This window comes from Collinsella sp. HCP3S3_D1, assembly GCF_052064015.1.
Classification (GTDB): domain Bacteria; phylum Actinomycetota; class Coriobacteriia; order Coriobacteriales; family Coriobacteriaceae; genus Collinsella.
Window position 1 is genome coordinate 1 of sequence record NZ_JBQHWK010000012.1, and the last position, 14,829, is coordinate 14,829.

The 14,829-nt window shown below is 57.5% G+C and carries 9 protein-coding genes, 2 tRNA genes and 1 rRNA gene; 1 reads left to right on the plus strand and 11 read right to left on the minus strand.

What is annotated here, in order from left to right; translation table 11 throughout:
• Positions 1-81 precede the first annotated feature (81 nt).
• From ACTNDJ_RS05490 to ACTNDJ_RS05540, 11 genes are all read right to left on the minus strand, one after another.
• Positions 82-1,587, minus strand: a 16S ribosomal RNA gene (locus ACTNDJ_RS05490).
• 775 nt (positions 1,588-2,362) lie between these two features.
• Positions 2,363-2,438, minus strand: a tRNA-Lys gene (locus tag ACTNDJ_RS05495).
• A 28-nt stretch (positions 2,439-2,466) separates the two neighbouring features.
• The gene (locus tag ACTNDJ_RS05500; protein ID WP_441063298.1) at positions 2,467-3,747 is read right to left on the minus strand and encodes an aminopeptidase; all 1,281 of its coding nucleotides are present in this window, start codon (positions 3,745-3,747) and stop codon (positions 2,467-2,469) included.
• Between the two features lie 93 nt (positions 3,748-3,840).
• A complete protein-coding gene (locus tag ACTNDJ_RS05505) occupies positions 3,841-4,416 on the minus strand; it encodes a hypothetical protein (RefSeq protein WP_427717870.1) in 576 nt (191 codons plus the stop codon).
• The gene (locus ACTNDJ_RS05510; protein WP_154516897.1) at positions 4,417-5,295 is read right to left on the minus strand and encodes a phosphoribosylaminoimidazolesuccinocarboxamide synthase; all 879 of its coding nucleotides are present in this window, start codon (positions 5,293-5,295) and stop codon (positions 4,417-4,419) included.
• A 118-nt stretch (positions 5,296-5,413) separates the two neighbouring features.
• On the minus strand, positions 5,414-6,979 hold the full coding sequence (locus ACTNDJ_RS05515) for a sensor histidine kinase (protein ID WP_441063297.1): 1,566 nt from the start codon (positions 6,977-6,979) through the stop codon (positions 5,414-5,416).
• An 11-nt stretch (positions 6,980-6,990) separates the two neighbouring features.
• Positions 6,991-7,713: a response regulator transcription factor gene (locus tag ACTNDJ_RS05520; RefSeq protein WP_271744359.1), complete on the minus strand. Its 723-nt coding sequence runs from the start codon at positions 7,711-7,713 to the stop codon at positions 6,991-6,993.
• A 152-nt stretch (positions 7,714-7,865) separates the two neighbouring features.
• Positions 7,866-9,077, minus strand: a complete 1,212-nt coding sequence (locus ACTNDJ_RS05525; RefSeq protein ID WP_427748135.1) for a hypothetical protein — start codon at positions 9,075-9,077, stop codon at positions 7,866-7,868.
• Complete coding sequence (locus ACTNDJ_RS05530) at positions 9,077-9,340, minus strand: TIGR03905 family TSCPD domain-containing protein (protein ID WP_427717875.1); 264 nt, start codon at positions 9,338-9,340, stop codon at positions 9,077-9,079. The genes ACTNDJ_RS05525 and ACTNDJ_RS05530 overlap by 1 nt, the downstream gene beginning before the upstream one ends.
• Before the next feature lie 129 nt (positions 9,341-9,469).
• The gene (gene purB, locus ACTNDJ_RS05535; protein ID WP_427729011.1) at positions 9,470-10,816 is read right to left on the minus strand and encodes an adenylosuccinate lyase; all 1,347 of its coding nucleotides are present in this window, start codon (positions 10,814-10,816) and stop codon (positions 9,470-9,472) included.
• Positions 10,817-11,008: 192 nt separating this feature from the next.
• Positions 11,009-11,083: transfer RNA gene (locus ACTNDJ_RS05540), tRNA-Gly, on the minus strand.
• A gap of 298 nt (positions 11,084-11,381) precedes the next feature.
• On the opposite strand from ACTNDJ_RS05540, the gene ACTNDJ_RS05545 reads away from it, so the two are divergent.
• The gene (locus ACTNDJ_RS05545) at positions 11,382-14,813 is read left to right on the plus strand and encodes a SpaA isopeptide-forming pilin-related protein (RefSeq protein ID WP_441063295.1); all 3,432 of its coding nucleotides are present in this window, start codon (positions 11,382-11,384) and stop codon (positions 14,811-14,813) included.
• The last annotated feature ends 16 nt before the right edge of the window (positions 14,814-14,829 follow it).

The window sequence follows — 14,829 nt, forward strand, 5'->3', positions numbered from 1 at the left end:
ATCCGGGCCAGACATCAACCGGACGGGCTCCTGCCCCTATTCGAGTTAAAGTGTTCTCTCTCTAAGAATGTGTCTCCCTAGAAAGGAGGTGATCCAGCCGCACCTTCCGGTACGGCTACCTTGTTACGACTTCACCCCCCTCACCCTCCACACCTTCGGCGCCTCCCCCCTCTCGGTTGGGCCGGCGACTTCGGGTGCAGACGACTCGGGTGGTGTGACGGGCGGTGTGTACAAGGCCCGGGAACGCATTCACCGCGGCATGCTGATCCGCGATTACTAGCAACTCCGACTTCATGGGGGCGGGTTGCAGCCCCCAATCCGAACTGGGGCCGGCTTTCCGGGATCCGCTCCCCCTCGCGGGGTGGCATCCCTCTGTACCGGCCATTGTAGCACGTGTGCAGCCCAGGGCATAAGGGGCATGATGACTTGACGTCGTCCCCGCCCTCCTCCGCCTTGACGGCGGCGGTCCCGCGTGGGTTCCCGGCATCACCCGATGGCAACACGCGGCGGGGGTTGCGCTCGTTGCGGGACTTAACCCAACATCTCACGACACGAGCTGACGACAGCCATGCACCACCTGTATGGGCTCCTCTCGGCCACGGGGTCTCCCCCGCTTCACCCATATGTCAAGCCCTGGTAAGGTTCTTCGCGTTGCTTCGAATTAAGCCACATGCTCCGCTGCTTGTGCGGGCCCCCGTCAATTCCTTTGAGTTTTAGCCTTGCGGCCGTACTCCCCAGGCGGGACGCTTAATGCGTTGGCTGCGGCACGGGGGGATCGTCCCCCCACACCTAGCGTCCATCGTTTACGGCTGGGACTACCAGGGTATCTAATCCTGTTCGCTCCCCCAGCTTTCGCGCCTCAGCGTCGGTCTCGGCCCAGAGGGCCGCCTTCGCCACCGGTGTTCCACCCGATATCTGCGCATTCCACCGCTACACCGGGTGTTCCACCCTCCCCTACCGGACCCAAGCCGCGGAGGTTCCGGGGGCTTCGGGGGGTTGAGCCCCCCGCTTCGACCCCCGGCCTGCCGGGCCGCCTACGCGCGCTTTACGCCCAATGAATCCGGATAACGCTCGCCCCCTACGTATTACCGCGGCTGCTGGCACGTAGTTAGCCGGGGCTTCTTCTGCAGGTACAGTCTCGTCTCTTCCCTGCTGAAAGCGGTTTACGACCCGAAGGCCTCCGTCCCGCACGCGGCGTCGCTGCGTCAGGGTTGCCCCCATTGCGCAAGATTCCCCACTGCTGCCTCCCGTAGGAGTCTGGGCCGTGTCTCAGTCCCAATCTGGCCGGTCGGTCTCTCAACCCGGCTACCCGTTGTCGGCACGGTGGGCCGTCACCCCGCCGTCTACCTGATGGGCCGCGGAGCCATCCCCTCCCGTCGGGGCTTTAGCCCGGGCGCCATGCGGCACCCGGGGGTATCCGGTATTACCCGTCCTTTCGGGCGGCTATCCCGGGGGAGGGGGCAGGTTCTCCACGTGTTACTCAGCCGTTCGCCACTCGCCTCTATCCGAAGATAGGTGCCGTTCGACTTGCATGTGTTAGGCGCGCCGCCAGCGTTCATCCTGAGCCAGGATCGAACTCTCCGTCCAAAGTAAATGGGCTTCGAGCCCGTCCGGTCCTCTCAGTCATTCGCTGATCGGTTCCGTTCGATTCATATGGTTCTGTTTGATAGGAAAAGGAATTCCTCGGGGCCGCCTCTCGGCGGCCTTGCGAAAAACGAATCCAAGTCAGACCATTTCAAATGGTTCGATGTCTGCCCGGATGCGACACATCATGTGTGTCCATCCTCGCAGTATCCGGTTCTCAAGGTGCACGCCTGCGCCGGTTCCCGGTTCGACCGGGCCGCGCGGCAAGGAGATATATTGCCAGACCGGAGGGGCCCGCGGGGCGGGAATCACGCACTCCATATTTTGTTCACAAATAAATTGATCCTTCAGCTGTTCCACTGAAGTCATATCTGAAGCATCGGCTTCCGGTATTGGCGATGACCAGCTGGTTTATAGGTGTTGAGGTATCGGTCATCTCTGGTGCGCTACTTTACTCTAACGGCATCTGGTTTTGGTTTCCTGTCGGTAAAAGGCTGGTTTTGGCCGCCAGGCGTCCTTATATATAGAGAAGATCGGGTTCGAACCCGTGCACCGGCAACAAAAAAGCGGCCGGCATCCGCCAGTCGCTTTTCTATTCTATGGTGGGCCGTCAGGGGTTCGGGCCCGCTGCGCGGGCGGCCGCTTCGGCGCCTCCGCGCCTCGCGCGCTGCGCTGGCAAACGCTGACGCGTTTCCTCAGCTCCGCGCCCTTTCGGGTTCGAACCCGTGCACCGGCAACAAAAAAGCGGCCGGCATCCGCCAGTCGCTTTTCTATTCTATGGTGGGCCGTCAGGGGTTCGAACCCTGGACCTTGGGATTAAAAGTCCCCTGCTCTGCCAGCTGAGCTAACGGCCCGCGGATGGCATTGTACCACGGTCTGAGACTATTCCCAACTCCATTGGCCGTTCTGGAAAATCACAATTTCACGTCCATCAGGTGTAATGCCCGTAATATCGATGTCGTCCGTGCCAATCATAAAGTCAACGTGCGTGCTCGAAACGTTGACGCCATGCTCCAGAAGTTCCTCTTTGGACATGTCATACCCGCTTTCGATGCACTCGGGAAAACCGACACCCAACGCAAGGTGACAGCTGGCGTTCTCGTCATAGAGTGTGTCGTAGAATAGAATGCCGCTTTCACGAATCGGTGTGTTCTTGGAAATAAGCGCGACCTCGCCCAGATGAGCAGCACCTTCATCGGTTTCAATAATGCTCGCAAGCGTTGCCTTACCCACGCGAGCGTCATAGTCCACTACGCGGCCGTTCTCGAACTTAATCCAAAAATCGTCAACCTTATTGCCGTGGTGAATGAGCGGCATAGCCGAGTACACGATGCCGTCGGCGCGCATACGATCGGGCGAGGTGAAGACCTCCTCGGTGGGAATGTTGGGGAAGAAAGGGTGACCGTCGGGAGTTTTTCCCTTGCCGCCGGCCCACTCATGGCCTTTCGTCATTCCAATCGTCAGATCAGTTCCATTCGAAGCGGTGTAGTGCAGGCAATCAAATTGATTATCGTTTAGGAAGCGCAGGTTCTTTTCGAATGTGGCGTCATGGAGCTCCCAGTCGCTCTCCGGGTCCTGGCCATCAGCACGAGCGGTGTGCAGAATCGCATTCCACAGCTTATAGACCGCAACCTCATCGGCGTCTCCCGGGAATACCTCGCGCGCCCAAGCAGCGACCGGAGCGCCGGCGATGCACCACGGGTTAATGTTGTAGTCCAGTCCACGGCGGAAGACCTTACACTGCATGTTCCTCGCCTTAGAAGCTGCGGCAGGCCTAGCGGGATCGATGCCCTTGAGGGCAGCAGGGTCCGTGCCCTCAATAAAGATAAAGCAGGCACCGTCCTGGGCAAACGAATCCAGCTGTATGCGCTTCCACTCGGGAGTCTGCTCAAAATAGCTTTTCTCGACATGCTCGTAGGTAAGCCTCGTCACGGCATCGTCAGCCCAGATGACCGTCACGTGACCGGCACCGGCGTCATAAGCCTCCGCAACCACCACGCGCGCAAATGACGCGCACTCGACGGGAGACTGAACGACGACCTCCTGACCGGGCTTAACGTTGACGCCCTTGCGGACAACGAGACGCGCATAATTTTTAATCTTGGGCTCCAGGGACTTCATACCCTCCAGAGCCTCTTCGACCGTCAGGGCAGCTCGAATCATGTGCCACTCCATCTATCTACAGAACAGTAAAAAGGCACGCCGCAAAAAACGACGCGCCTTATATCTTAGCGATATCTATAGGTTGTAACGCTACTACTTCTTCTTGGAGGCCTTCTTGTCCTCTTTGGCAGCCGAGCGCTCGATGATAGCGTTGAGCTTGTTATCGGACATGCCCTCGGCCTGCGCGCGATACATATTACGCAAGGGACGGATGCGCACGAAGTCGTAGATGAAGTCACCCAGAATGACGATGTAGGACAAAACAATGCCGGCCATCTGGACGGGGCTGGACACCATGCCAGCGGGAGCGAAGTACAGCGAAGACCAAATGGCCACGACGAGCACCATGCCGATAGTAAGCACGGCCCACCAGATGCGGCGGCGCTTGGTGTAGTCCTCATCCTGCTTGAGAAGGATGCTCGACACCGTGTAGATGCGGTCCTCCTTGGCGCGCCGCTTAGCCTTGCGGGCGCGCTTCTCCTCTTTAGAGAGGCCCTCAAGGCTCTCGCCCTTCTCGAGCTCCTTGCGGCGTGCCTTGGATGATGCCGGCACGACGCGAACAGAACTCGCTGCCTGACGAGCTGGCTTGGCGGATGCGGCGGACTTGCGCGCAACCCCGGTAACCTCGTGGGATTGCGTGCGCTTGTTCGTGGCGCTGCGGGTACTCACTTACGCGTTCTCCTTCATGCTTGTAAACTGGGAGCCCGTGATGATCTGGAAGGCCTCGCGATAGCGCTCGGACGTGCCATCGATGACCTCGGCGGGCAGATGCGGGGTCTCCCCCGTCATATCCCAGTTGGCCTTGAGCCAATTGCGGACGAATTGCTTGTCGTAGCTAGGCTGAATCTTACCCTCCTCGTAGCTGGCGGCAGGCCAGAAACGGCTGGAGTCGGGCGTGAGGCACTCGTCGATCAGCGTGACCTTGCCATCGATGACACCAAACTCAAACTTGGTGTCGGCAATGATGATGCCACGGGTCGCTGCATACTCGGCGGCAGCTTTGTAGATCTTAAGAGACAGATCTCGGATCTGCGTGGCGATGTCCTCGCCAACGATCTCGCAGCAACGCTCAAACGAGATATTCTCGTCGTGATCACCGATCTCGGCCTTCGTGGACGGGGTGAACAGCGGCTCGGGGAGCTTGGAGGCCTCGGTCAGGCCCTCAGGCAGCTGGATGCCGCAGACGGTGCCGTTCTCGTCGTAGGTCTTCTTGCCCGAACCGGTCAGATAGCCGCGGACGATGCACTCGATAGGAATCGTCTGGGCCTTCTTAACCAGCATGGCGCGGCCTGCGAGATAGTCACGATACTCGGCAAACTCCTTGGGGAAATCCGCCGGATCGATGGAGACGAGGTGATTGGGGACGATATCGGCAAACTTGTCGAACCAGAACGCCGAGATACGGTTGAGCACCTCTCCCTTAAACGGAATTTCGTCGGGAAGAATAAAGTCGAACGCAGAAATGCGATCGGTGGCGACCATCAACAGGTTTTCGCCGGCATCGTAGATATCACGAACCTTGCCACGGGAATCCGGACGACGCTCCATCGTTGTCACGTGAGTCACTCCTTACCTAAATACGATAGAAATGCGGGTTCTTTCCCGCACGTTTTCGCAAACTCGGAGCGGCAGGGACGCGGCCCCTCCTTCACCGAATAGCGAAAAGCTAGTGCTCCATTGTAGTAGATGCCGCGTCCGCCGTGTGCTCGCGGGACAGATGAATCGTAAAAGTCGTACCCTTTCCAAGCTCCGACTCCACGGATATGTAGCCATGGTGACGCTCGACGATCTGTTTAGTTACGGCGAGGCCGACGCCCAGGCCGCCAGCTTCGCGGGCGCGGCTGGCATCGGCGCGCCAAAATCGTCCGAAGATACGCGACAGATCGTCCTTGGCAATACCGATACCGGTATCCGAAACGGCAATACTGACATGCTTGCGGTCACTGAGCACCGACACTACGACCCAACCACCCTCGGGGGTGTAGCGCATGGCGTTGCTCATGAGGTTGATGACGCATTGCGTGATCATGTCGGGATCGGCCTCGACGACATCGTCGTGCCCCTGGGTTTCATCTGCAAAGCGAAGGCGAAGGTCACGGTCGGCAAACAGACGCTCCTGGCCGTTCACAATCGATCGCACGAACGGAACCATGTCCACCGGTTCGAGATTGAGCGGAGCCGTGCTGTTTTCCATACGCGATAGGTCGAGCATCTGCTGCACCAAACGAGCGAGGCGACGCGTCTCGGAAGCGACCGTCTCCAGATGCTCGTCGTCGGTGGGGTACACGCCGTCTTGCATGGCCTCGACCGTTGCAAGCATGGCCATGAGCGGTGTACGAAGCTCGTGTGCGACATCCGAGGTCAGGCGCTTTTCGTGCTTCATATCTTTCTCGAGCGAGGTGGCCATCTCGTCAAAGGTCTCACCCAGCTGATCGATTTCGTCATCGCCGCGCAAGCCCGTACGAGCAGACAGATCGCCGTCGCGAATTTGCTTGGCTGTGCTCGTAATACGATGAATCGGCTTGGTAAGCATGCGCGACACGAGCGATCCGATAACGACCGAGATGCAGATTGCAACAACCGCGGCAAGAGCCATGGCGTTAAAGGTCTTCTCCCTAAACGCAGAATCTGCCTTAGTGAGCAGAGCGTCGGAGCCGATAGCCCATAGCTTTACCTGTCCGACATGCTCGCCAGAGGACGTAACGATTTCGACGTTGGCAACGCTATCGGAGTCGGTGGGCGCTGACGAGACCGGGCTATGCGAGGCCTTTTTACCGCTCGAGCTGCTCGACGGCAATTCGCTCTCGCGCACATCGGCGGTCGCACTTGCCGAAGGCCATGAGTCGTCATAAACGACAACGCCCTTTTTGTTGACGACCTGCATACCCAGGTCGTCGGACACCAAGCTCGATGTCGCGACCGTGCGCAGCTCGCCCGCAGTCCAATTGCCGTTTTCCCCATACGACGTCGCAAGCTTTTCGGCAGCAGAATTGGCGATCTCGACGATATTGGAGCGCGTGTAATCTGAAAAGACGGTGCCCCACACAACGGAGACAACGCCCACCAGCACCAATACCGTCATGAGCGATGTCAGGGCAAAAGCCAAAGCCATACGCGAGGGATAGCTCATCGCCGGCCGTGAATCGGAACGAGGCGTGTTCCAACTTGCCTTGGAACCCGCCTCGTTCTCCTGCTTGTGCTTTTGTCCGATTTCAAAGCGCGCAGGTGTCATATGTGATTTACCTATTTCTCGTCCGGCTTATCGGTCTTGGCCGGAGCCTCGAAGCGATAACCGACGCCGTGAACGGTATAGAGCCACTTAGGCTTCTTGGGGTCGTCGCCCAGCTTGGCGCGAAGGTTCTTCACGTGGCTGTCGATGGTGCGCTCGTAGCCCTCAAAGTCGTAGCCGAGCACCTTCTCGACCAGTTCCATACGGTTATAGACGCGACCGGGATGGCGAGCAAGCGTGGTAAGCAGCTTAAACTCGGAAGCGGTCAAATCAACTTCCTTGCCCTCGACCAAGATCTTGTGGCCCGAGATATCGATGACCAGATCGCCAAAGTCGAGTACCTCAACGGCGGGCTCGTCTGCCTGGTGAGCACGACGGAACAGGGCGCGAACGCGGGCGACGAGCTCGCGCGGCGAGAACGGCTTGATCAGGTAGTCGTCGGCACCAAGCTCGAGGCCGATGATGCGATCCTCGATCTCGCCCTTGGCGGTAAGCATGATGATGGGCACATCCGAGGTATCGCGGATAGTGCGGCAAACGCGCTCGCCGGGGATCTTGGGGAGCATAAGGTCGAGCACAACCAAGTCGAACTGGTGCTTCTCGAACTCCTCGATCGCAGACTGGCCATCGCCAACGCCAACAACCCAGTAGCCCTCGCGCTCGAGATAGGCAGCGACAGCGTCACGGATCGCCTTCTCGTCCTCGACCAGCAGAATCTTTTTTGCATCTGAAGCCATAACACGGCCCCCCTGTCTCAATTAGCTAAGAACAAGCCCATTTTAACGCACCTGAGCCCACCGGGCATCGCATGGGCGCGACAGCTCGGCGGGCGGTACTCACGGTTACAATGGGCTTATTCCCCCGTTGGCGCCTTTTTAACCCCTCGGCGCTAAAGAGAGAACAGGCGAGCGGTAACCGTCTCGGGAATTCCTTGGCTATTACGCACCGTGGCATAGGTTAAAAACGTATTCGATTTTCCCGCCGTAGCTGGATAGTCGCCATATTCGAGAGCGCGGTCGGGCGACAGCAGCGAACCATAGGTTTTAGCGGAGGTATCGATCAGAAAATGCGACGCCTGAACCTTAACCAGATATTTGCCCTTCCTGCCGGCGGCGCACGCAAGCGGTTCGCGCGATAGAAATTGATACGGGCCGCCCTCGTTGCCAATGTAGGTACCCATATTGCCCAGGCCGCCCACGCCGGCATAGGTCGCCTCAATGGAGAACACAAACGTATCGCCCATATATACGGCCTCGAAAGGTGACACCGACGAAGGAAGGACCAGCTGAGCCCTCTTGGTATTGTTGCCGTCCGTCAGGTCGATCGCCGTCATGCCGTAGTAGACGCCCTCGTCATTGCGCACGCGGGGTGAGATAGTCAGGATGCCATCGCTCACGCGCGGTGCAGACGCAAAGCGGCCTGTCGACTTCCAGATTGCCTCCGCTTTAGATTCATCGAGCGAACGGCGGTAGCAATATGAATCGCTGCCGGTCTTATTGCCACCGGTCGAAGGCATCTTGTACCAGATGACCGACGAGTCAAAGGCGGTAAACAGCGGAGGGTCGTAGTCCTCACCGCCGCGATCAAGCTCAACGGCATTACCAGTAAGCGCCGCGCCCGACAGGGTTTGCGCATAGAGCTTCCACGACGAATTCGCGTAGTTCATCTCAACCCACGCAAACACGCTATCGGTGGCGCGAACGTCGTAAAACGCATAACCGGAACCCTCGACAGGATCGTCAATCAACGTGGTGAGTGAGCCGTCCCCCATGTTGAACACGCCAAGCGTGTTGGCATGCAGCGCAGATGCGGGCGCCATCATCGCCGCAGCGTAACCGCCATCGCAGTAGTACAGGAGCGTCCCCAATGGCAACGTCCACGACGCCGTCGGCTTAAGATCAATGTCGACGGCCTCATACTCTTCGGTAATCGAGACGATCTTGGAATCATCTTTGATAACCTGCGGCTCACCGGCAGCATCATCGCTGGTGCCCGTTTTTTTCGAGCACCCCGCAAGCAGCGTGGCAGCACTCGCGGCAGCACCACCCAACACAAATCCTCGGCGCGTTACCCCATTCTTAACGCGATCAAAAATACTCATTAGGCAATCTCGGCACGCGCGGCCTCGATGGCACGCGTAAGCTGGTCGGCACAGGAGGTCTTTTTCGTGCCGCACGTATTGCCGGCCAACACCTCAATCACACGATCGGAAGAAACACCTTCGACCAATTTAGAGATGGCCTTGAGGTTGCCGTTGCAGCCGCCGGTAAACTCAACGCCCAGCACTTTGCTGCCGTCATCGGAAAGATTGAGGTGAATATTGCGAGTACACACGCCCTGGGGCTTGTAATCAAACGAAATCATGCGATCTCCTTCTCAGAATGTCATTCGAGACGACTATTATCCCCGTCTTTCCATGAATGCAACGAGGCGCTTTACCGGCAACACACATTACCAGCAAAGCGCCCTAAAAAGCTAACGTTATGCCCGAACCTACTCGAAGCTCAGCTGCTCCAGACGATCGAAGACCGTATCGATGCGGGTGAGGAAGTCCCACGGATCAAAGATCTCGTCGAGCTTCTCCTGGCTGACGGTGCAGCGCGGATCGGCCTCGAGGCGCTCCTTGAAGGTGGGGCCGGAAACGCAGTCCTGCACCTCATGCCAGGTCGCCATGGCGTTTTCCTGCACGATTGCGTAGGCGTCCTCACGGGTAATGCCCGTATCGACGAGGGCCAACAGAACCTTGGAGGAGAAGATGAGACCGCGGGTCTTGTTGAGGTTGGCCATCATGCGAGCCGGATACAGCTGGAGGCCATCGATAACGCGGATAAGGCACTGGAACATGTGGTCAAGCGCGATAAAGCTATCGGCCTGGGCGACGCGCTCGGCAGAAGAGTGCGAAATGTCACGCTCATGCCACAGGGCAACGTTGTCGAAGGCGACCTGGGCGTTGGACTTCACGATGCGCGACAGGCCACAGACCTTCTCCATGGTGATGGGATTACGCTTGTGCGGCATGGCGGAACTGCCCTTTTGACCCTTGCGGAACGGCTCCTCGGCCTCGAGTGTATCGGTCTTCTGCAGATTGCGAACCTCGGTAGCGATGCGCTCGCAGGTGGCAGCCGTGGTGGCAAGGACGCCGGCGAGGTAGGCATGATGGTCGCGGCTGATAACCTGCGTGGACAGCGGGTCGTGAACCAAACCCAGGTGCTCGCAGACATACTCCTCGACAAACGGCTCGATGGAGCTGTAGGTGCCAACGGCACCCGAGATGGCACCGAAGGCGACGTTCTTGCGAGCGTCCTCAAGGCGATCCAGATCGCGCTTGAGCTCCCAGGCCCAAGAGCCAAACTTCATACCAAAGGTCATAGGCTCGGCGTGGATGCCGTGAGTGCGACCGGCGCAGAGCGTGTTACGCTCCTCGAAAGCGCGACGTTTGCAGATCTCGCCGAGTTTCTTGACGTCCTCGATAATTAGGTCGCAGGCCTGGGTGAGCTGATAGCACAGGGCCGTATCGCCCAAGTCAGAGCTGGTCATGCCATAGTGAACCCAACGGCTGGGTTTAGGCTCGCCCTCGGGAACATCGGCGTCGATATACTCCTTCATATTGGTCAGGAAGGCAATGACGTCATGGCGCGTGACTTCTTCGATCTCGTCGACCTTCGCCTTCTCAAAGTTGGCGTGGTCGCGGATCCACTGAGCTTCTTCTTTAGAAATACCGATCTTGCCGAGCTCCGCCTGGGCCTCGCAGGCCAGAACCTCAATCTCCTGCCAAATGGCGTACTTGTTCTCGAGGGAGAAGATGTGTCCCATCTCCGGGCGGGTATAGCGATCGATCATAGCGGCTCCTTTTTGGTTATTGGCACGTTGGTCGTAACTCAACCATTGTACCGTGCGCAGGTGCAAGTATAGGCAGCAGGTATTAACCTAACATTTTGCCATTTGCCTAACGTTCACACCCTGTCGGGTTCGAGTCCCGGCACTTTATTGAAAAAAGCACGGTACCGCAGCGGTGCCGTGCTTTTATTTTTTTGGAGCGGGCAACGGGACTCGAACCCGCGAGTGTCAGCTTGGGAAGCTGATGCCTTACCACTTGGCGATGCCCGCATATGTGGGGGATAGTATAACGCGGTTGTCTTGTTTGATACAAGGGCGCTAACCCTTGTTTTACGCATGGAAAATCATCTTCTTGTTGCTCGAATTGCGAAAACAGGGACTCGAGTAACCTGTTTTACACCGTCTTCTACCTGCTTTTTTGTTTGATTATCTAAAACCGGTCTCCATTTGTTGGGAACTTGGCAAGTTCTTGGTCAGCTCGCGGTACTTACCCGTATGACCCCCGGCGCTAATCTCATCCCACGCGCCGCAATCTCCCAGCGCGGCGCACAAAGGATAAGGAGCAGCCATGTCCAATGCACCCACGCACTCTGTCCACAGCGCAATCGCAACAGCACCGCTGCTCCTATTCCTCTTGTTGTTTCTAGCCTGCGCCACGCCTGGTACCGCCTGCGCCGTCGATGGAAACGATACGCTTAGTTTTCGCACCATCAGCGATATGTGCGGACCGTTTGGCATTGGCAAGTACGAGGCACAAGACGCCTCGATTTCTTACTGCATGAACCAAGACTGCCCCGGCCCCAGCAGCCCAGGAGGACCATGGCGGACCTACAATCAGGGTTGGACATGGCTCGACAACGAGTTTGCCGCCGTCATCTGCCATGGATACCCTTCCGCCACATCATTTGGCGGCCATAACCTAACGGCCGAACGCGCCCGCGCCGCAACCCAGATTGCCGTGTGGATGCTCAAAGGAACCACGCGCCCCGACGGCTCTTTTGCGTATACAAACAACGCCGGCGTTGCCAAAAGCGGCAAGTTCGATCAAGACGCCGAGGTTGTCGCGGCGGCGCGCTGGCTCTACGACAACGCAAAAGCCGGAAATATTAAGGCCGACCCGCATCGCGCCAGACGCTATCACGGACCCGTCTCTAACGAAGGCCGTCACCAGGATATGCTCTACGTTTTGCCCACCATCAACGTATCCTTTGAAAAAAGATCTGCAAACACTGTCATTACCAGCGGGAACGATACGTATCAGTTAGGTGGGGCGACGTTTAACATCTTTGAGAAAAACACGGACAAACACGTCGGCAGCATCAAAATGGACGGCAACGGTCGTGCACGGGCAACGCTTTTGCCCAACACGGCATATTACCTAATCGAAACCAAAGCGCCGACAGGCTATCTGTCCCGACGCGATCGCATTGACTTTACCACCGGAAAAAGCGGCGGACATGTCACAATCAACGAGCAGCCAGGTTCTATCACGCTGCGTGTCGTCAAAACCGATGCCGCCACGAATGCCGGAGCGCAGGCGGGAACCTCGCTCGCCAAAGCCGAATTTACCTGTGTCTCGCAGTCTACCCCTGGGTGGACGCGCACCTTCACGACCGAAGACGATGGCCAGGCGACCTTAAGCGGCATTCCCCTGGGAACCTTTACCCTCTACGAATCGAAAGCACCAGAGGGCTACCTGCTCCCCCATGACAGCTGGACCTATACGGTCGGCCCCAATCAACTAAACGACATGGGCGTCGTTGAGCTCGAACGCCGCATCCCCAATACTCATGTTGCGTTTGACATCGAGATTTCCAAGTTCAAGGATTACGGGAACGGCGAGCAATCGGGATTAGAACAGCCAGCGGAAGGCGTCGTCTTTGAAATCGTCAGCAACAGCTCTAAGCAGGTCGTAGGCACATTGACGACAAATATCTATGGCTTCGCATCCACCAAAGACCAGCCCAAGGCCTGGTTTGGCGCGGGCACACGACCGGACGGCGTCCACGGCGCCATCCCCTACGATCGTGAGGGGTATACCGTTCGCGAGGTCCCGGAAACTGTTCCCACAGGCTTCAAGCGGGCAGAGGATTGGACCATCACGCCCGAGCAAATCGCCGACGGAGCCAAGCTTCAGTACATAGTGGACAATCACACCCTTTCGACACATCTCCAAATCATCAAACGCGATGCCCAGACGGGAGCTTCCGTCCCCCTTGCCGGCTTTAGTTTTCAGCTGCTCAACAGCAACCGTGAACCCATCTCTCAAACATGCTGGTATCCGACGCACAACGTTATGAACACCTTTACCACCAATGCGACCGGCACCGTCACGTTGCCAGAATCGCTCAAGCCGGGCACATATTACGTACGAGAAGTCGCAGCCAAAGCGCCCTACCTTGTGGGCGACGAACTGAAGGTGACGATTCCTGCCGATGCAGATCTCACACCTATCGCCGCCGTCTCGTATTTCAACAGCGCGGCAACCGGAAGCATCGAGATCGCGAAGGCTGACGCAGTAGACGGCAGTGCCCTATCTGGTGCCAAGTTTGAAATTCGCGCTGCCGACGATATCGTTTGTCCCGATGGCCACATTGCCGCCCTTGCCGGTGAAGCCGTTGCCGCCGTCACAACTGATGAACAGGGTAAAGCTCGCGTAGACAACCTTTCGCTGGGTTGCGGAACGGCACGATACGAAGTCGTTGAAACCCAGTCTCCCGACGGCTATCTACTTGATCGGACAGCACATATCGTTGAGCTTACTTATATCGACCAGAAGGTCCCCGTGGTCGAGTCGCAGATCGAATTGCCTAATGATTACACCAAGGTCGATTTCTCCAAGGTCGATATGACAGACAAGCATGAAGTTAAAGGCGCCCGACTGGTCTTATGCGACGCCGATGGAACAGAAATTGATTCTTGGATATCATCCGAGCAGCCCCATCGCGTGGAGCACCTTGCACCCGGTTCTTATACCCTACGCGAAACAATGTCCCCGCGCTCCTATGACCTCGCTGAAGATGTATCCTTTGAAGTCGAGGATACGGGGAAGATCCAGGCCGTAACCATGACGGATGCACCGATTGAGATTAAGGGGAGCGTCGACAAGCGACAAGAAATCGCGCGGCCAACCGCAAAGGGAACAGTGGCGAACGGCGACGGTAAAAACCGGGCGGCGACGCAACCCGACAGTAAGGGCTCCTATTCCTACACCATCGACGCTCAAAACGAATCGAGCACCTGGGTCGACGAGTTCACCGTCACCGACGATCTCGAATGTGCCAAAGACGGCACGGCCAAACTTGTCGCCATTAAAACCCCGATCGCCGTCGGCGACTTAAACGGGCTCTGCAATGTTTGGTATCGAACGTCACCGGCAGACAAGTTGGGCATAAAGGAAAAGGCCAACGCCACACTTGACGATGAACACACCAACCCGTGGCTCGAGACAGCCGAGGTCGAAGAGCGGCTGGGCGAGGATGTGCGGATTGTCGATTACGACGGCTGGAGTCTTTGGAAAGCCGATGTCTCGACCACAGAGTCTTCCACCCTCGAAGTAAAGGACCTTACGCTTTCGGACGACGCTGTTATCACGGGGATTCGCTTTGAGTATGGCTCGGTTTCCGCAGACTTTACGACCCGGCGCGACAACGATTCTTGGAATCGCAATGGGCTTAAAGACGAGCATGACGACCTTGACGACGCGACGGCATCCCTCAAATCGGATTTACACGGAGCAATCATCCGGATGTGTGCAACCTCATCCTATACGCCCCAAACCGCACTCGCCAACAGTGCCCGTGTTGACCTTTGCCGCAACGGAGGAGGCGAAAAACTCGAGTCGCACGATAAAGATCGTGTTGTTCAAAAATGCGCCATTCCGCAGGATCTTCCAAATACGGGCAATGCACCCATCATCTCTTTTCTCACCGCATTATTGACCGCCGGTGGCACAGCAATTTGGCTCACTTGGCTAAGCTCGGCATCAAAAGAGGAGTAGGTAGAAATAACGGGCG